Genomic DNA, 17269 nt, shown 5'->3' on the forward strand with positions numbered 1-17269 from the left:
CAGACACGACAGTCCCGAATCCGGGGGACCTTGGTCCCCTTGCCATCCGGATGAGCCCACCGGGCGGGGCATCGCCGGCCGGAAAAGAACCGGCCCCGGCACCGGGCGCGGTGCCGGGGCGGAAGGTCAGGGCTTGCGGCCGACGCCGCCGTAGCCGTCCACCGGGGGCGGCTCCTTGTCGCCGACCAGGGTCGGCCGCCACTGGGTGACGCTGACCAGGCCGGGTTCCACCAGCTCCAGGCCCTCGAAGAACTGGGCGATCTGCTCGGGGCTGCGCTGGATGTAGGGGGCGGCGCCGCTTTGGTTGTACTCGTCGTGGGCCTTCTTGTTGGCCTCGCTGTGCACGTTGGTGCCGTCCTGCAGCACCAGGTAGCTGCCGGACGGCAGGGCCGCCACCAGCTTGCGCACGATCGACAGGGCCTCGTCGAAGTCGACGATGTGCCCCATGATCCCGTTGAGGGTGAGCCCGATGGGCTTGGTGAAGTCCAGCGTCTTGGCCGCGGCCTTGAGGATCTTGTCGGTCTCCCGGATGTCGGCGTCGATGTAGTCGGTCGCCCCCTCCGGGGTGCTGGTCAGCAGGGCGCGGGCGTGCACCAGCACCAGCGGGTCGTTGTCGACGTAGACGATGCGGCAGGTGGGGTCGACCCGCTGGGCCACCTCGTGGGTGTTGTCGGCGGTGGGCAGCCCGGTGCCGATGTCCAGGAACTGCCGGATGCCGGCCTCTGCGGCCAGGTAACGGACGGTGCGCACCAGGAACGCCCGCGACTGCCGGGCGGTCTCGGCCATGCCGGGGAAGACCTTCAGGAACTGGTCGCCGGCGATCCGGTCGACCTCGTAGTTGTCCTTGCCGCCCAGCCAGTAGTTCCAGATCCGCGCCGAGTGCGGGACAGAGGTATCGATCTTGGGGGTGGCGTCGGCGCTCGCGCCGCCGCTCTCCGCCGGGTTTGTGGTCATCGCCGCTCCTAGACCTGTTTTCATCCCAATCTAAGGCCGGGATGCCCAGGCCGTGCGGCTTTTATGATCATGTCGGGCGGCTTTTTGGACGAGCCGTTCACTAGCCGTGGCCATGGCCGGGCTCCTTGCGGCCGCCGGCGCACCGGGCGCCCCGGCCACGGGCCGGGTGCGATCCGGCCGGGGCGCGCCCGCCTGGAAGAATCGAGCCGATGTACCGTCTGCTCTTCTCCCTGCTCCTGGTGCGGCTCCCGGCGGAGACCGTGCACCGGATCACCCTGTGGGCGCTGCGCCGGCTCCAGGCGGTGCCGGGGGCGGTCCCCTTGCTGCGCCGTCTGCTGGCCCCCCGCGACCCCGCGCTGACGGTGCGGGCGCTGGGGCTGGAGTTCCCCGGCCCGCTCGGCCTGGCCGCCGGTTTCGACAAGGACGCCCAGGTCTACCGGGCGCTGGGCGCGTTCGGGTTCGGGCATGTGGAGGTCGGCACCGTCACCGGGCGGGGCCAGCCCGGCAACCCGGCCCCGCGGCTGTTCCGGCTGCCTGAAGACCGGGCGGTCATCAACCGGATGGGCTTCAACAACGACGGCTCCCAGGCCGCGGCGGACCGGCTGCGCGACCGCCGGCGCGACACGATCGTCGGCGTCAACATCGGCAAGACCAAGGCGGTGCCCGAGGAGCGGGCCGTCGAGGACTATGTGACCAGCGCCCGGCGCCTGGCCCCCCACGCCGACTACCTGGTCGTCAACGTCAGCTCCCCCAACACCCCCGGGCTGCGGGACCTGCAGGCCGTCGAACGGCTGCGCCCGCTGCTGCAGGCGGTGCGCCGGGCGGCCGACGAGGCCGCCGGCGGGCGGCGGGTGCCGCTGCTGGTGAAGATCGCCCCCGACCTGGCCGATCCCGACATCGACGCGGTCGCCGAGCTGGCGCTGGAGCTGGGGCTGGACGGCATCATCGCCACCAACACCACCATCGCCCGCCGGGGCCTGCGCAGCGCCCCCGAACTGGTCGCCCAGGCCGGCGGCCTGTCGGGCGCCCCGCTCAAGGAGCGCTCCCTGCAGGTTCTGCGGCGGCTGCGGGAACGGGTCGGGGACCGGCTGGTGCTGATCTCGGTGGGCGGCGTGGAGACCGCCGACGACGTCTGGGAGCGGCTGCGCGCCGGCGCCACCCTCGTCCAGGCGTACACGGGCATGATCTACGGCGGGCCGCTGTGGGCGTACCGGATCCACCGCGACCTGTCCCGCCGCCTGCGCGGCAGCGCCTTCCGTACTCTCCAGGACGCCATCGGCCCCAAGGACGCCTAGGGCATCTCGAAGAAGCCGTCGGCGATGAGCTCGGGCAGGACGGCCCCGGCGTGGTCGTGCACCTGCCGGGCGGGCATGCCGGTCAGCTCGGCGATGGCGTCCAGCAGGGGCGGCAGGGGGATCGTCCCGTCGCACACCCCGGCCAGGGCCGCCGCCACGGTGCCCACGTCGGCGGCCCGGCGCAGCCCGCCGCGCTGCCGCAGCACGATGCGTTCGGGGTCCTCGGCGCCGGGCAGGCCGATCTGTTCCTGGACGATATCCACAGCCGTCCGCAGCGGCTGTGCACAACCTGTGGAAAACCGCCGGGCGGCGGTCAGGCCGTCGAGGATCCGCGCCACGTAGGCGCCGACCGGCTGCTCGACGGCGTGCCGGAGCTCCTCGATCCGCACCGCCGGCCGGTCGGTCTCGGTTCTGCGGAGCGTGATCCAGCCGAAGCCGACCCCGGTCGCCCGCTGCCGCTCGAAGTAGTCCAGCCACGCCTCATAGCGGGCCGCGTACTCGGGGGAGCCCACCTCGCAGGAGTCGCGCAGCCACAGCTCGGCGTACTCGGCGGGATCCTGGACGTCCCGCTGCACCACCCAGGCGTCGCACCCTTGGGGAAGCCATTCGGCGAGCCGCTCCTGCCACGGCACCCCGTCGATGTGCAGCCAATTCGCCAGCATCTGGCACCAGCCGCCGGCCGTCAGGCGCTCGGCCGCGCCGCCGACCAGCCGGCGGCAGACCTCATCGCCGGGCAGGCCGGACTCCCGGTAGACCAGCCCCCCGCCCGGCGAGATCACAAACGGCGGGTTGGAGACGATCAAGTCGAACCGGCGGTCTTTCACCGGCTCATACAGGGAGCCTTCCAGCAGCTCCACGTCCTTCAGCCCCGACAGCGCGAAGCTCAGCCGCGCCAGGGCCAGGGCGCGGGGGTTCAGGTCGGTCGCGGTGATGCGGGCGGCCCGGTCGCGCAGGTGCAGCGCCTGCACTCCACAGCCCGTGCCGAGATCGAGAGCGTTGTCCACAGGCTTGTGGATAACCAGCTGCGCCAGGCTCGCCGAGGCGCCGCCCGCCCCGACCACGTGATCGGGACGCAGCGCCCTCCCCTCGCCCGGCCGCACCTTCAGGTCGGAGACCACATGGCCCAGATGGCTCCCGTCCGTCCCCTCCAGCGGCTCGATGTGCAGCAGGGCGCGCAGCTCGCCGCCCGACCGCTCGGCCAGCCCGGCGGCCACCAGCGCCTCGGCCTCGGGAAACGCCGACTCCGGCACCGGCACCTGCAGCCAGAACAGCCGCACGGCCGCCTCCAGCGGCGAATTTCCCGACGTCGCCCGCAGCGCCGGCACGATCTGCTCGCGCGCCAGCGCCCCGCCCGCCATCGGGCCGAGCAGCTCCCTGACCCCCGCCACGGTGTATCCGGCCCGTTCGAAGGCGGCACGGACCCGTTCCAGCGCATCCACCCTGTCGTTCACCGGTCCATCCTCGCGCGCCGCGGGGGACGGCGGCACCGCCTCCGGCCCGGTGCGCTCAGCCGCGCAGGTACTTTTGCAGGCCCTCGGCCAGGGACTCGGCGATGCGCTGCCGGAACTGCGCGTTCGACAGCTTGGCGGCGTCGCCCGCATGGCGCATGTTGCCGGTCTCGATGAAGACCTTCGGCACCTTCGACAGGTTCAGCCCGCCCAGGTCGTTGCGCCGGTCGATGCCCTCCCTGCCCAGGTAGTTGGAATAAGGCATGCCGGTGCCGGCGCGGTAGGCGTCCCGGATCGCCAGCGCCAGCTTGTGAGACTCCTCCACGTACTCCTCGGTGGTGACGCCCGGCACCGGCGCCGGCTCGATGATGTGGAAGCCGTGCCCGGTGGCCGAGGAGCCGTCGGCATGCACCGAGATCACCGCGTCGGCGTCGTTCTCATTGCCGATGGCGGCCCGCTCGTCGATGCACGGCCCCACGCCCTTGTCGTCGCTGCGGGTGAGGATCACCTTGGCGCCCCGCTGCTGCAGCAGCCGGCGCAGCCGCTGGGAGACGTCCCAGGTGAAGGCGTGCTCGCTGTAGCCGGCGTTGGTGGCGGTGCCGGTGGTGTCACAGGCCTTGCGGCCGTTGCCGATGTCGACCTGCCGGTTGATCCGCTCCGGGGCGCGGGCGTTGCCCCCGTTGTGCCCCGGGTCGATCACGATCGTCCGGCCGCGCAGCACATCGTCGCCGCCGCGCCGGTCCTCCTCGGGCAGCGGGGTCCTCTCCCCGTGCGGCGCATCGGCGGTCACCGTCGGGGGAAGCGCGGGACGGGCGCCCTCGCCGACGCCGCCGTCACCGCCGCCACCGCACGCGGTGAGCGCTCCGATGCTCATGGCCAGCGCCGCGATCGCCGACCCGCACCGACCCATGCCCACGATGACCCCCCGTTACGGATTCGTTATAGACCCTGCCAGTCTGCACATGCACCGGCATACGTCAAACGGGGTCACCGCTCAGACGTGAACAAAGATATCGCTGTGGCAAATATCACTTATGGCCGATATTACCCAGCGGTCCGCGCGTTCACGGCCGAGTGACGCCCTCCTCCCGGCACGGTGAGGCATCCGCACAGGCGAACGGCGCCTCCGTCCGCTCCGCGGCCATGCCCGCACCGTTCAGCGAAGCCCTCCCGGGCACTGAGCCTTTTTCACCAAGCCGCCGGGGACGGGACCCCGAGTGGTGCCCGGTGCCGCGGACGGCATCGTCCCCGACTGCGACGCCCCGTCTCGACCTGCGAAGACGGTGCGTTGAAAAGGGTTCACTGCGGTGACCCCGCGCAGCCCGGCGGCGGGCCGACTTGGATGAGCCATTCCGTGGGCCTGTCGGTGTTGCCGAGCGCGGCGTCCGCGCCGTTGCCCGGCGAGCTCACGGCGGGGCCCTGCGGCGGCTCCACCTGGAGATCGACGGGGATGAATCGCTCGGCGGGGCCGCTCGGCGGCGCATCGACGCAGGCGAGCCGTTCCACGGGCCGGACGATGCCGCCGAACAGGACCGTCGCACCGCTCGGCGGCGGGGCCGCCCGGCCCGGCGAGTCCGGTGCCTGCTCTGCGGGCGTGTTCGTGCCGTTCAGCGGTTTGCCGGTGTGGTTTTGCGGCGGCTCTGTGCGGCCCGGTGAATCCGGCCGTCCCGCGGGTGCGCCCGGGCCGTTCAGCGGGTTCTTGGCGCGGTTTTGCATCAAATCCGCGCGGCCCGGCGGGAGAGCGGCCAGGGCGGGCCGTCCGGCGGGCCGGACGATGCCGTTGAGCGGGGCCGCCGTGCCGTTCGGCGGCAGGTCCGCGCAGTTCGGCAAGGCGCCCGGAAGGCGCAGCTCCTGGGTCTGTTCTGTGGCCGTGTTCGTGCCGTTCAGCGGTTTGCCGGTGTGGTTTTGCGGCGGCTCTGCGGGGGCCGGTGAATCCGGTTGTCCCGCGGGTGCGCCCGTGCCGTTCGGTGGGTTTTCAACGCAGTTCTGCGGCGGGAAGGCGGGCCGGGCGGCGCCGTTGGGCGTGGGCGTCGTACCGCTTTGCGAGTCCGGTTCCTGCGGCCGTTCCGCGGGCGGGTGCGTGCCGTTGAGCAAGTCCTTGATGCGGTTGGGCAGGGTGTCCACCTGGCTGGAAGGGACATCCGCGGGCCCGGCCGGCGCGCCGGTGCGGGCGGCGGAGACGGCCGCCCAGCTCGGCGGGGGAGCCAGGCGCGTCAGCGGCGCGCCCACCGGGGCGAACGGGGCCTGCGCCCGGCCCTCCGGGTGGCTGGGGGCGCCCGGACGGGTCGACGGCGGCTGCGGGCGGCCTTGCGGTGGGTCGAGACGGCCGAGCAGCGCGGCCAGCGCGCGGGCCTCCTCGGCGTCCAGGCCCAGGACGACCCGGGGACGGCCCCAGGGATGATCCAGCGAGTGCGTCACGTAACTGGCCACCGATTCCGCCGGGCGCCCGGCCAGCCCGTGCGCGCGCCGCCACCGTGACCAGGCACGTTCCAGCTCGCTTGCCGCGCGCTGTGCGCACAGCGCCAACTCTGGATCACGCACGGATCCACCCCCTGATGAGCGTGACTTGCCCGACATGCGCCGGACGGCCGGACGACGGCGGGTCGCCGGCCGGGAAACGGCGGACTCCATTAACCCCTTATGGCAGGCCCGCGTCCCGCTTATTGCGCCAGGCTTGACCCGCCTCTTACCGGACTCTCACGACCAGGGGAATCTCTGGCGAAAGGCTTTGCGAGGGCAAGTTCACAACGTGGGGGCGGGGCCGGTGGTGGAGCGCACCACCAAATGCGGCACCACCAACTTCTGCTTGGGTTCGCGGTGGGGATTCCCGATCCGGGCGCACAGCATTTCGGCGGCGATCCGCCCCATGTCCCGGCGGGGCTGATCGACGCTGGTCAGCGAGATGTGCCGGATGGCGGCCAGGTGGGTGTTGTCATATCCCACGATCGACACATCGGCCGGCACCCGCAGCTCCAGCTCGTCGGCCGCCGACAGCGCCCCGGTGGCCACCAGGTCGTTCGGGGCGAAGATCGCGGTCGGCCGGTCGGGGCGGCTCAGCAGGCTGCGGGCCGCGCGGTAGCCGCCCTCCTCGGTGAAGTCGCCGGGCTCGACGACGATCTGGTCGGCCAGCCCGTGCTTGCGCATCGCGCTCTCATAGCCGGCCCGCCGGTACCGCGCGGTGGTGGAGGGCGCTCCCTCGATGTGCGCGATGCGCCGGTGCCCGAGCCGCACCAGGTGGTCCACGGCCAGGCTGGCGCCCAGCTCGTCGTCGTCCACCACGATGTCGACCCCGGCCACGTCCCGTTCGCCCACGACCACCACCGGCACGCTGGCGGCGGCCTCCTGCAGCGAGTCGGGGACGACGCTGAGCAGCACCAGCCCGTCCACCCGCATCTCCAGGAACGCCTCGACGGCCTCGGCCTCGAACAACGGGTCCCAGCGGCCGCTGCCGACCAGCATCCGCAGCCCTTCGCCGTGCAGGCTTTCCTGCAGGCCGTCCAGGAATTCGGCGAAGAAGGGGTTGTGCAGGTCGGCGACGATGGCGCCGATCAGCCGGGTGCGGCCCTCCACCAGGCTGCGCGCCACCGCGTTGGGCCGGTAGCCCAGCTCGCGGGCGGCCTTGAGCACCGCCTGGCGGCGGCGTTCACTGACGTGCGGGGAGCCGCGCATCACCAGCGACACCAGGGACTTGGACACCCCGGCGCGTTCGGCGACGTTGCGGATGGTCGGCTTGGGCGTGGTGGGGCCCGGCACAGACCCACCGCCTTTCTCACCGCCTTTGCCGCCTCCGGCGGTGGGAACACCTTTACGAGCAGACATGGCACTCCTGTCGGGGGGCCTTGCAGGACCTGCCGCCTTGACGCCCCAGCGTCGATCGGGGGTGATCTGATCCGGGACATCTCCCTCGCAAGTGGAGGAGATAGCCATGATGCCGCGCGAGCGCTCCAAATGGTCGCAACAAGGAGTAACGGTCATACGTCAATGGGGATTGTGATCTGTGGTGTTGTGGATCACAGCAACCAAAAGCGCACCCGCGGGGTGGGGTGGGCGCCCCCTCGGCTCCCGCGTTCCTCGGCTACGCTGCGCAGTGACGGGACGTGCGGCGCCCCCGCCGGGCGCCGCCGGTGGTTGCCAGCGATCGGCGGGACGCGAGGGCGAGCCGGACGGCGGAGGGCCGTCCCAGCCGGTGTCCCCGGCCGATTGACCCCGGGGCGCGGAGGTGGACCTGGCCGGTTCCGCCGTGCGCTTCCGGCGGCCGAGTGCAGATGGGGCGGTGGACGCCAGGGTGAGCGAGGCGGCAGACCTTCTTCGACACACCGCCCCCGCAGGTCGCGTGCGGGGGCGTCATGGCTGGGGAGCGGGCCGTGACCTGGGACGGCGGGCGGCCGGGCGGCGCCGGGCCCGGCAAGCGGGTGTCGGAGGGGGCCCGGCGGGCGCGCCGTCCTTCCCGCGCGGTGACCGGCGGGCGGGATGGTGAGCGGCGAGCGCTTCGCCTCCCCGGCACGGCGGCGGCGCGGGCAGGGCAGGCGCCGGCTCAGCGTCGATGAGCGGCGCGATGAGCTGATCGAGGCGGCGTTGCAGCTGTTCAGCACCCGGCCGCCCGATGAGGTCTCCATCGACGACGTGGCGGTGGCGGCGGGCGCTTCGCGGGCGCTGGTCTACCACTACTTCGGCGGCAAGCACGAGCTGTATGTGGCGGCGTTGCGCAGCGCCGCCAACCGCTTGTCGGTGCTGCTGGAGCCGCCCACCGAGGGCAAGCCGCTGGAGCGGCTGCGGGTGTCGCTGAGCCGCTACTTCGACTTCGTGGAAAGCCACGCCTCCGGCTACGGCGCGCTGCTGCGCGGCGGTCCGGCGGACCGTTCCGGCGAGGTGGGGGAGATCGTCAACGGCATCCGCAGCCTGCTGCTGGACCGCATCCTGCACGCCTTGGGCGCATCCGGGCCGAACCCGGTGCTGCGCATCACGTTGCGCTCGTGGATGGCGTGCGTGGAGACGGCGGCCATGGACTGGCTGGAACAGCGCGACCTGGATCGCCGGAAGCTGGAGCGGCTCCTGGTCGACCAGATCGTGATGCTGCTGAACGTGGCGGGCCGCCACGACCCCCAGATCGCCGCCATGCTCGACCGTCTCACCCAAGAGGAGCGGGGCAAGCCCGAAGAGTGATTTTTCTCACTCTGTGATTGCGCCGGCGGGATGCCCGGCTCCGCTCCCACCGGCCCGCGCGTCGCCCTTGCCTGCGGGGAGCCGTTCCGACGGCGGAAATCAGCGCGTTGAAGAGGGCCTGCGAACCCCGCCTCGGCAAGGCCCCGGAACCGTCCCGTTCTTGCGAGATGGAAGCCCTGATACGAGAATTCCCGCCCGTGCCCGTGGCTCGATGCGTACGGGCACGGGCGGGGACTCGCCGACCACATAGGGTCGTGCGTTCTGCCAAGCCCCGGCCATGCGTCCGGGACCTGGGTTTTTCGTCCGGGAGGCCGCTGACGGCTCCCGTCCCTGAGGGGACTCCCCCGGCCGGGGCGGACGACGGACGACCCCGCCCGCTGCGGGCGGAGGGCCCGCCGGGAAAGCGACTCCCCGCCGGGTTCACCCGGCAGCCCCCTGGCGGGTGCTGCTGGGCGCCCATCTGAGACGACGGTGTTCAGCGGCCTCCTAGCCGCCCCCCAACACGGTGCCCGTGCGGGCACCCGGTGTGTTCGGCAGTGCGTTCCGCCCTCCGGTGAGGGCGGGACGCTACTCCGAGCGCTGCTGCGGGATGCCCGCCAGCAGCGCGCGGACCTCGGCCTCCCGATACCGCCGGTGACCCCCCAGCGTGCGGATGGAGGTCAGCTTGCCCGCCTTCGCCCAGCGGGTGACGGTCTTGGGGTCGACTCGGAACATCGTCGCCACCTCTGCCGGCGTCAGCAGGGGCTCGGCCTCTGGCGTTCGTGCTGACATGTTGTGCGGCCTCTCCTCCGTGGACCGATACGATCCTGCGATCCGATACTGATCACGCGGTCACCGATGTCCTCTATGGCCCGAAAGAGCCACTATGACATCACAAGGTGTAACCCTGCCACCACAGAGCGCCACAATCAAGTCCCTGGCGACAACTGTGTGTTCGTGGTGACTGCATCACGCTGCGTGATTCTAGCGACACGTATGGTCGCATCGCCCGCGGATTTAGGAATTTTGGTCAGTTCGCGGATTCGAGCGCCCGCACCGGCCGCCAGCGGGCCCCCAGCCGCTGGTACATCGCCACCGCCAGCTCCGGCTCGCCCCGCTCCAGCGCGGCCAGCGCCACCGCCATCTCGTGCACCGACTCATCGGCCCGCAGCCGCCGGTCGTCGATCAGGTGCACCAGCCCGCCGTAGTCCAGCTCCACCAGCGCGGCCGCATGGAAGGCGGCCAGATGCCGGGCGACGGCCTCCAGCTCGGCCGGCTCCGGCCCGCCCTCGGGGCCGGTGGCGATCAGCCGCTGCGCCCGCTCCAGCCGGCGCCGCGCCTCGCGCATGGAGGTCACGTAGATCAGCGTGCGCATCGACGAGCCCGCGGCCGGGCGGTCCCGTCCGGCGCCCCCGGCGTCGGCGGCCCAGGCCCCGGCGGGTCCACGCAGCCCCACAGGATCCTCAAAGCGGGCCGGGAAGGTTCCCTCTCCCGGATGCCCCTCGGCGCCGCTGTGCCGCCCGTTCAGCCCGTTGGGGGCGCCGTTGCCTCCGCCGGGATCCCGATCGCCGAGGAGCAGGCAGCGCTCCGCCGGGTCGAACGGCACGAACCACGACAGCGGCACGTGCCAGGTGCTCGACAGGATGTGCGGCCGCAGCGAGTGCCCGCTCGCCTTCCACCGCTCGAACTCCCCCGTGATCCGCTCCGCCTGCCCCTCCGGGACGAACGCGGCCGACACCCCCGGCGGCAGCCCGGCGCGGAAGCGGGCGAAGGCCAGCCAGGAGCGCAGCCGGGTCTCCCAGGGGCAGATGTAGGTGATCCCCCCGGCCCGGCGCACGTAGGCGTGCCTGCTTTCGGAATCCGGCGCCACCACCGGCGGCACGGACACCAACCGCCGCACGGCCTCACCGTGCTCGGCCGCCAGCGCCTGCGCCCGCCGGGGGCGCCGGCCCGACTCGGCATAAGCGGCCCACAGCGACCGCAGCGGCTCGGGGAAGGCGGTCACGGGCTCATAGACCCGGAGGTAGGCGGCGTAGGGCAACACTTCCGCATCGTGTCACGCCGTCCCCGCCGAAATCCCCGCGTTGCGGAGCAACGGCGGCGTGATGTCACCGACGGCCGGCCGCGGAAAACCCCACTTGGGAACATCTCCGGCATCCGTGCGGCGAGCTCGGGCGCGGCCCTCCCCAGCCGCCCTCCGCCGCCCTAGGCTGATCCCGAGGCAGAAAGGAGTCACTACCGTGACCAATGTCTTCGGGGCGCCCCACAAGGGCACCGGATCCCCCCACGAGCAGGTCGTCTTCTGCCAGGACGAGGCCAGCGGCCTGCGCGCCATCATCGCGATCTACTCCACCGCGCTCGGCCCCGCGCTGGGCGGCACCCGCTTCTACCCGTACGCCTCCGAGGACGAGGCGCTCGCCGACGTGCTCAACCTGTCCAAGGCCATGGCCTACAAGAACGCCCTGGCCGGGCTGGACCACGGCGGCGGCAAGGCGGTCATCATCGGCGACCCGGCCACCGACAAGTCCGAGGCGCTGCTGCGCGCCTACGGCCGGTTCGTGCAGTCGCTGGGCGGCCGCTACTACACCGCCTGCGACGTCGGCACCTACAGCGAGGACATGGACGTGGTCGCCCGCGAGAGCCGCTACGTCACCGGGCGCACCGTCGCCAACGGCGGGGCCGGGGATTCTTCCGTGCTGACCGCCTTCGGGGTCTTCCAGGGCATGCGGGCGGCGGCCGAGGCGACCTGGGGCAGCCCCACCCTGCGCGGCCGGCGGGTCGGCATCGAAGGCGTGGGCAAGGTCGGCCGCCGCCTGGTGGAGCACCTGCGCGAGGACGGCGCCGAAGTGGTCATCTGCGACGTCGACCGGGCCGCGGTCGACCGGGTGCGCGGCCGCTGGCCCGAGGTCGAGGTCGTCGCCGACCGCGACGCCCTCATCCGGGCCGACCTGGACGTCTACTCGCCGTGCGCGCTGGGCGGCGCGCTGAGCGACGAGACCGTGCCCCTGCTGCGCGCCAAGGTGGTGTGCGGCGCCGCCAACAACCAGCTCGCCCATCCGGGGGTGGAAAAGCGCCTGGCCGACCGCGGCATCCTCTACGCCCCCGACTACGTGGTCAACGCCGGGGGCGTGATCCAGGTCGCCGACGAGATCACCGGCTTCGACTTCGAGCGCGCCAAGGCCAAGGCGGCGCAGATCTTCGACACCACCAAGCGGATCTTCGCGCTGGCCGCCGAGGAGGGGGTGCCCCCGGCGGTGGCGGCCGACCGGCTGGCCGAGCGCCGCATGACCGCCATCGGCCGCCTGCGCGGCATCTGGCTGGGCGGCTGAAGGCACGGCCGCCGCGGGCGCCTGCGGGCAAGGCCCGTATGCGATCCGTGTACAAGGCGCAATTGCGCGTCGTGCACGGCTCGCCTGCGGCCTGTGCGCGCTCCGCATGCGCCCGCGGCGGCCGAAGCGCCGGGACCTCGGTGGGTGCGGTTGCGGCCACTGGTTACACTGGAGGCCGCCGAGCGAGCGTGCCACCGTACAGACCACGTACCGAGCTGGGCGCAAAACGGGTACGGTTGTATCCGTAGTAGCTGACGTAAGAGTGAGGTTGCGTCAGCGCGTGTGGCGTACGCGAGCGTAGATGGGACATAAGGTCCTGACCATCGAGGGGGTCGAGCCATGGGGCGCGGCCGAGCCAAGGCCAAGCAGGTAAAGGTTGCCCGTCGGTTGAAGTACAACACCGGCGGCACGGATCTCGACCGCCTGAAGGAGGAGCTGGGAGTCTCTTCGCCGAGCCGCGACCCCTATGAAGACTCCTACGAGGACCTCGCCAAGAAATACGCCGACTACGCCGACGACGATGACGACGGCGAGGACGACAAGTCGGGGCGCTGAGCCGCCGGTCGCATGACTTCCCGCCGCTGCTCCGCCGTCAGAGCGGGGCAGCGGCGTTTGTCACATAGAGGTCCGGCTCACATCCTTCAGACGGCCATGACCCGGGGGCTTCCCGGGGACGCCCGTCACGGGCTCTGCAGTGCCCGCCGCACACCGGGCTCCTGAGGACCCAGGAACCGCGGCTGCCGTCCGGTGGCGATATCGACGACCGCCTTGAGGGACGCCAGCGTCTCGCGAAAGTAGCCATAGCAGGTCGGGAGCGCGGCGGTGGCCATGCTGTCGTGGCCCACCCCGGTGGCCTCCAGGCCCGCCGCCCGGCACAGCGCCACGGCGCGCGGCAGGTGGAACGTCTGGGTGACGACGATCGCCCGCTCCACCCCGAAGATCCGCTTGGCCCGGACGCAGGAGTCCCAGGTGTCGAAGCCCGCGTAGTCGCGGACCACCTTGTGCCCGGGGATCCCCTTGGCCGTGAGGTAGTTCCACATCACGGTGGGCTCGTCATAGCCTTCCCGGCTGTTGTCCCCGGTCACCAGGATCGCCCGGACCTTGCCCGCCCGGTACAGCTCGGCCGCCGCATCCAGCCGGCCCGCCAGGAAGGGCGACGGCGCATCCCCCCAGGCCGCCGCCCCCAGCACCAGCGCCACCGGCGCCGCCTCCACCGTCGTCACCGACGCCCGGTGCGGCGCCGTGCCGGCATAGAACCACCCGGTGGGCAGCAGCGCCGCATAACCCGCCAGCGCCAGGGCCACGGCACCCGGACCGGCCAGCCGCCGTGCCCGCACGGCCGCCCATACCCGTCGCACGATGGTCACGATCACTGGGACGACTCCCCGCCCGCCCGGGTTCTGACCTTTTGCGGCCGCCGCCGGCGCCCGCCTCGTCCCGGCCTCGGGACGGCCCAAGATTCACATGCCGGAAGACGGGACGCGGCGCGGAGCCGGGCGGGTCAGACCAGGTGAACGGCGCCGGTGCCGGTGGTGATCTCGCCCAGCACCCAGGCGGGCACGCCCCGCTCCTGCAGCAGGCGCAACGCCGCGTCGGCGGCGTCCGGGGCGACCACGGCGACCATGCCGACGCCCAGGTTGAAGGTCTTGTCCATCTCCGGCTGCGGGATCTTGCCGTGCTCCTGCAGCACCGTGAAGATCGGCGGCGGCGTCCAGGACGAGCGCCGCAGATGGGCGTCCACCCCGCCCGGCAGCGAACGGGCCAGATTGGCGGCCAGCCCGCCCCCGGTGATGTGGGCGAACGCGCGGACGCCGCCCGCGCGGGCCAGCGCCAGGCAGTCCCGGGCGTAGATGCGGGTGGGCGTCAGCAGCTCCTCGCCCAGCGGGCGTCCCAGCTCGGCCACTTCGCCGTCCAGCTCCAGGTCGCTGATCCGCAGCACGTGACGGACCAGCGAATACCCGTTGGAGTGGATGCCGGAGGAGGCCATCGCCAGCACCGCGTCCCCGGGCCGCACCCGGTCGGGGCCGAGCATCTCGTCGGCCTCCACCACCCCGGTGGCCGCCCCCGCCAGGTCGAACTCGTCCGGCTCCAGCAGCCCGGGATGCTCGGCGGTCTCCCCGCCCACCAGGGCGCACCCGGCCAGCGCGCAGCCCTCGGCGATCCCGGAGACGATCGTGGCGATCCGCTCCGGCACCACCTTGCCGCAGGCGATGTAGTCGGTCATGAACAGCGGCTCGGCCCCGCACACCGCCAGGTCGTCCACCACCATGGCGACCAGGTCGCGTCCGATGGTGTCGTAGACGCCCAGCCGGCGGGCCAGGTCCACCTTGGTGCCGACCCCGTCGGTGGAGGTCGCCAGCAGCGGACGCCGGTACCGCAGCAGCGCCGAGGCGTCGAACAGCCCGGCGAACCCGCTGGCGTCCTCGACGACCTCCGGGCGGCGCGCCTTGGCCAGGCTCGCCTTCATCAGCTCCACGGCGCGCTCGCCGGCCGCGATGTCGACCCCGGCGGCCTCGTAGCTGACCGGCCGCTGGGCCGCGGTCATTTGCCCGCCCCCTCGAGGAGGTACTTGCCGCGGGCGTCCTCCTCGACCGGGATCGGGTACTCGCCGTCGAAACAGGCCCGGCACAACCGCCGCGCGGGCAGGCGGGTGGCGGAGATCAACGCCTCCAGCGAGATGAAGCCGAGGGAGTCGGCGCCCAGCGAGGCGCGGATCTCCTCCACGTTCAGGCTCCCGGCGATCAGCTCGGCGCGGGTGGCGAAGTCGATGCCGTAAAAGCACGGCCAGGCCACCGGCGGGCTGGAGATCCGCACGTGCACCTCGGCGGCGCCGGCCTCGCGCAGCATGGACACGATCGCCCGCTGGGTGTTGCCGCGCACGATCGAATCGTCCACCACCACCAACCGCTTGCCGGCGATCGCCTCGCGCAGCGGGTTCAGCTTCAGCCGGATGCCGCGCTGGCGGATGGTCTGGGACGGCTGGATGAACGTCCGGCCGACATAGGAGTTCTTCACCAGCCCCTGGCCGTAGGGGATGCCGGAGGCCTCGGCGTACCCGATCGCCGCCGGGGTGCCCGACTCGGGGGTGGGGATCACCAGGTCGGCGTCGGCCGGGTGCTCGCGGGCCAGCAGCCGGCCCACCTCCACCCGGGTGGAGTGCACGTTGCGGCCGGCGATGGTGGTGTCGGGACGAGCCAGGTACACGTACTCGAACAGGCAGCCCTTGGGGTCGGCCTCGGCGAAGCGCTGCGAGCGCAGCCCGCCTTCGTCGATGGCCAGCAGCTCACCGGGCTCGATCTCCCGGACGAACTGGGCGCCCACGATGTCCAGCGCCGCGGTCTCCGAGGCCACCGCCCAGCCCTGGCGGATCTGGCCGCCGTGCCCGGCGTGCCCGGCCACCGGCAGCCGGCCCAGCACCAGCGGCCGGATGCCCTGCGGGTCGCGCGCCGCATACAGGGTGCGCTCGTCCATGAAGACCAGCGAGTAGGCGCCGCGCACCGTCGGCAGCACCTGCAGCGCCGCCTCGAACGTGCCGGTGCCCGGCCCGCCCCGGGAGGCCAGCAGCGCGGTGAGGACCTCGGTGTCGGAGGTGCCGGCCAACTCCCCCGGGTCCAGCTTCGCGGCCAGCTCCGGAGTGTTGATCAGGTTGCCGTTGTGGGTGAGGGCCAGGCTGCCGTCGCTGGAGGACCGGAACGTCGGCTGGGCGTTCTCCCAGGTCGGCGAGCCGGTCGTGGAGTAGCGGCAGTGCCCGACCGAAACGTGCCCGCGCAGGGTGTTCAGTACCGACTCGTCGAAGACCTGCGCCACCAGGCCCATGTCCTTGAACACCACGATGCGGGCCCCGTCGCTGACCGCGATGCCGGCCGACTCCTGCCCCCGATGCTGCAGGGCGTACAGGCCGTAGTAGGTGAGCTTGCTCACCTCCGCCCGGGTCGCCTCGTCCGCGGGGACCCACACGCCGAAGACCCCGCAGGCGTCCTGCGGGCCGCGGTCGTGGGGGTCCAGGTCGTGGCTCAGTCGTCCGTCACCTTGAGTCACGCGGCCAGTCTAGATGCCCGATTCGGCTGCTCTGTCGCCGAGGCGGCCGGCGAAGCGGCGGCGGCCCCGCCGCGCGGCGGCCGTTGTTTGCCCACCCTGGGCGTGACCTTTACCTGCGCGCGCGGCGCGCATGGCCGGGGGGCGGGAAGCTGGGATACGACGTGTGTCCGCCCACGTCGCGGCTCCTGGAGGTTCCCGCCATGACCGTCCCCGGCTACCAGCGCTCCCAGGCCCCCGCCCGGCAGAGCCGCGACGGCATGGCCATGACCTCGCTCGTCCTCGGCCTGGTGGGGCTGCCGGCGCTGCTGCTGTGCGGCAGCGGCCTGGTGATGGCGATGGCCGGGCTGGTGCTGGGCATCGTGGCGGCCCACCGCGGCGGCACCCGCGGGCTCGCCGTCGCGGGCATCGCCGTGTGCCTGGTCACCTTGCTGGTGGGGGCGCTGGGGCTGTACTGGATGCTCACCAAGGCCGCCCGCTGCGCCGACGTGGACCGCTACCCCACCGAGCTGGACCGGCAGCGCTGCATCGAGCAGGAGTTCCCCTTCGCCCGCTCCCAGTCGTCCCTAGAGGGCCGCTGAGCCCGCCGGCCTCACGGCGCGAGCACCGGCAGCAGCGCCGACAGGTCCGAACGGGGGCCGCTGGCGTGCACCCGCCCCGCCGCGACCGCCTCCTGCCAGCCCAGCCGGCCTGTGGCCAGGCACACCCAGGTGACGGCGTCCATCTCCACCACGTTGGGCGGCGTCCCACGAGTGTGCCGAGGGCCCGCCACGCACTGCACGGCGGCGTACGGTGGGACCCGGACCTCCACCGACCGGCCGGGGGCGGCCGCCGCCAGCCGGTCCAGGAGGGCGCGCACGGCGCCCCGCAGCACGGGCCGGGCGGGCTCCAGGCCGGCGTCCAAGGCGCCCAGCACCGCCTCCGGGCAGGCCAGGCGCAGCGCCGCGGGATCGTCCGGGCCCTCATACGGGGGGCGGCCGAGCGCGGCGAGCTGTTCGTTCAGCACGGCGCGGCTGAGAGGTGATCGGGACATCGACATCGACGTTACCGGCAGTACGTTCGATGC

At 72.7% G+C, this 17269-nt stretch carries 16 protein-coding genes; 5 read left to right on the forward strand and 11 right to left on the reverse strand.

The window, feature by feature from the left end:
* Positions 1 to 126 precede the first annotated feature (126 nt).
* Positions 127 to 954: an SAM-dependent methyltransferase gene (locus tag BUE48_RS01445; protein ID WP_012850675.1), complete on the reverse strand. Its 828-nt coding sequence runs from the start codon at positions 952 to 954 to the stop codon at positions 127 to 129.
* Between the two features lie 209 nt (positions 955 to 1163).
* On the opposite strand from BUE48_RS01445, the gene BUE48_RS01450 reads away from it, so the two are divergent.
* Positions 1164 to 2249, forward strand: coding sequence for a quinone-dependent dihydroorotate dehydrogenase (locus tag BUE48_RS01450; RefSeq protein ID WP_286988450.1), 1086 nt, complete (start codon positions 1164 to 1166; stop codon positions 2247 to 2249).
* On the opposite strand, the gene BUE48_RS01455 is transcribed toward BUE48_RS01450, so the two are convergent.
* The 4 genes from BUE48_RS01455 to BUE48_RS01470 form a co-directional block, all read right to left on the reverse strand.
* A complete protein-coding gene (locus tag BUE48_RS01455; protein ID WP_286988451.1) occupies positions 2246 to 3700 on the reverse strand; it encodes a DUF7059 domain-containing protein in 1455 nt (484 codons plus the stop codon). The genes BUE48_RS01450 and BUE48_RS01455 overlap by 4 nt on opposite strands.
* 55 nt (positions 3701 to 3755) lie before the next feature.
* Entirely contained in the window at positions 3756 to 4607 is an 852-nt protein-coding gene (locus BUE48_RS01460; RefSeq protein ID WP_012850678.1) for an N-acetylmuramoyl-L-alanine amidase, read from the reverse strand.
* A 389-nt stretch (positions 4608 to 4996) separates the two neighbouring features.
* On the reverse strand, positions 4997 to 6328 hold the full coding sequence (locus BUE48_RS01465) for a hypothetical protein (protein ID WP_286988452.1): 1332 nt from the start codon (positions 6326 to 6328) through the stop codon (positions 4997 to 4999).
* A 111-nt stretch (positions 6329 to 6439) separates the two neighbouring features.
* Positions 6440 to 7450, reverse strand: coding sequence for a LacI family DNA-binding transcriptional regulator (locus BUE48_RS01470; RefSeq protein WP_012850680.1), 1011 nt, complete (start codon positions 7448 to 7450; stop codon positions 6440 to 6442).
* Between the two features lie 717 nt (positions 7451 to 8167).
* Here BUE48_RS01470 and BUE48_RS01475 point away from each other — a divergent pair.
* Complete coding sequence (locus tag BUE48_RS01475; protein ID WP_012850681.1) at positions 8168 to 8860, forward strand: TetR/AcrR family transcriptional regulator; 693 nt, start codon at positions 8168 to 8170, stop codon at positions 8858 to 8860.
* A gap of 567 nt (positions 8861 to 9427) precedes the next feature.
* On the opposite strand, the gene bldC is transcribed toward BUE48_RS01475, so the two are convergent.
* Both bldC and BUE48_RS01485 read right to left on the reverse strand, forming a co-directional pair.
* On the reverse strand, positions 9428 to 9631 hold the full coding sequence (bldC, locus tag BUE48_RS01480) for a developmental transcriptional regulator BldC (RefSeq protein WP_012850682.1): 204 nt from the start codon (positions 9629 to 9631) through the stop codon (positions 9428 to 9430).
* Between the two features lie 238 nt (positions 9632 to 9869).
* Positions 9870 to 10883: a DUF8083 family protein gene (locus tag BUE48_RS01485; protein ID WP_012850683.1), complete on the reverse strand. Its 1014-nt coding sequence runs from the start codon at positions 10881 to 10883 to the stop codon at positions 9870 to 9872.
* 196 nt (positions 10884 to 11079) lie between these two features.
* Here BUE48_RS01485 and BUE48_RS01490 point away from each other — a divergent pair, with 196 nt between their 5' ends.
* Together BUE48_RS01490 and BUE48_RS01495 are read left to right on the forward strand one after the other, a co-directional pair.
* Positions 11080 to 12168, forward strand: a complete 1089-nt coding sequence (locus BUE48_RS01490) for a Glu/Leu/Phe/Val family dehydrogenase (RefSeq protein WP_286988465.1) — start codon at positions 11080 to 11082, stop codon at positions 12166 to 12168.
* Positions 12169 to 12507: 339 nt separating this feature from the next.
* Positions 12508 to 12723 carry a DUF3073 domain-containing protein gene (locus tag BUE48_RS01495; protein WP_012850685.1) on the forward strand — a complete coding sequence of 72 codons (216 nt, stop codon included), beginning with the start codon at positions 12508 to 12510 and terminating at the stop codon, positions 12721 to 12723.
* A 125-nt stretch (positions 12724 to 12848) separates the two neighbouring features.
* Here the strand turns inward: BUE48_RS01495 and BUE48_RS01500 are convergent, their stop codons facing one another.
* The 3 genes from BUE48_RS01500 to purF all read right to left on the reverse strand — a co-directional run bounded on the left by BUE48_RS01500 (position 12849) and on the right by purF (position 16206).
* Positions 12849 to 13535, reverse strand: a complete 687-nt coding sequence (locus tag BUE48_RS01500) for a SanA/YdcF family protein (RefSeq protein ID WP_281055099.1) — start codon at positions 13533 to 13535, stop codon at positions 12849 to 12851.
* A 134-nt stretch (positions 13536 to 13669) separates the two neighbouring features.
* Complete coding sequence (gene purM, locus BUE48_RS01505; RefSeq protein WP_286988466.1) at positions 13670 to 14713, reverse strand: phosphoribosylformylglycinamidine cyclo-ligase; 1044 nt, start codon at positions 14711 to 14713, stop codon at positions 13670 to 13672.
* Positions 14710 to 16206 (reverse strand): amidophosphoribosyltransferase, encoded by a 1497-nt coding sequence (gene purF, locus BUE48_RS01510; RefSeq protein WP_012850688.1) that lies wholly within the window; start codon positions 16204 to 16206, stop codon positions 14710 to 14712. Before purF ends, purM begins: the two co-directional genes overlap by 4 nt.
* Before the next feature lie 200 nt (positions 16207 to 16406).
* Between purF and BUE48_RS01515 the strand changes: the two genes are divergently transcribed.
* Positions 16407 to 16784, forward strand: coding sequence for a DUF4190 domain-containing protein (locus tag BUE48_RS01515; protein WP_012850689.1), 378 nt, complete (start codon positions 16407 to 16409; stop codon positions 16782 to 16784).
* A gap of 11 nt (positions 16785 to 16795) precedes the next feature.
* Here the strand turns inward: BUE48_RS01515 and BUE48_RS01520 are convergent, their stop codons facing one another.
* On the reverse strand, positions 16796 to 17236 hold the full coding sequence (locus BUE48_RS01520; RefSeq protein WP_012850690.1) for a sterol carrier family protein: 441 nt from the start codon (positions 17234 to 17236) through the stop codon (positions 16796 to 16798).
* Positions 17237 to 17269 lie beyond the last annotated feature (33 nt).

The sequence above is a fragment of the Thermomonospora sp. CIF 1 genome (genome assembly GCF_001896795.1).
In the GTDB taxonomy this organism is placed as follows: domain Bacteria; phylum Actinomycetota; class Actinomycetes; order Streptosporangiales; family Streptosporangiaceae; genus Thermomonospora; species Thermomonospora curvata.

Bases quoted from the DNA above. Each gene is read 5' to 3' on its own strand.
- BUE48_RS01445 (WP_012850675.1), bottom strand. From the start codon at position 954: ATGACCACAAACCCGGCGGAGAGCGGCGGCGCGAGCGCCGACGCCACC.
- BUE48_RS01475 (WP_012850681.1), top strand. From the start codon at position 8,168: ATGGTGAGCGGCGAGCGCTTCGCCTCCCCGGCACGGCGGCGGCGCGGG.
- BUE48_RS01515 (WP_012850689.1), top strand. From the start codon at position 16,407: ATGACCGTCCCCGGCTACCAGCGCTCCCAGGCCCCCGCCCGGCAGAGC.
- bldC (WP_012850682.1), bottom strand. From the start codon at position 9,631: ATGTCAGCACGAACGCCAGAGGCCGAGCCCCTGCTGACGCCGGCAGAG.
- BUE48_RS01495 (WP_012850685.1), top strand. From the start codon at position 12,508: ATGGGGCGCGGCCGAGCCAAGGCCAAGCAGGTAAAGGTTGCCCGTCGG.
- BUE48_RS01460 (WP_012850678.1), bottom strand. From the start codon at position 4,607: ATGGGTCGGTGCGGGTCGGCGATCGCGGCGCTGGCCATGAGCATCGGA.
- BUE48_RS01520 (WP_012850690.1), bottom strand. From the start codon at position 17,236: ATGTCCCGATCACCTCTCAGCCGCGCCGTGCTGAACGAACAGCTCGCC.
- BUE48_RS01465 (WP_286988452.1), bottom strand. From the start codon at position 6,328: ATGGAGTCCGCCGTTTCCCGGCCGGCGACCCGCCGTCGTCCGGCCGTC.
- BUE48_RS01450 (WP_286988450.1), top strand. From the start codon at position 1,164: ATGTACCGTCTGCTCTTCTCCCTGCTCCTGGTGCGGCTCCCGGCGGAG.
- purM (WP_286988466.1), bottom strand. From the start codon at position 14,713: ATGACCGCGGCCCAGCGGCCGGTCAGCTACGAGGCCGCCGGGGTCGAC.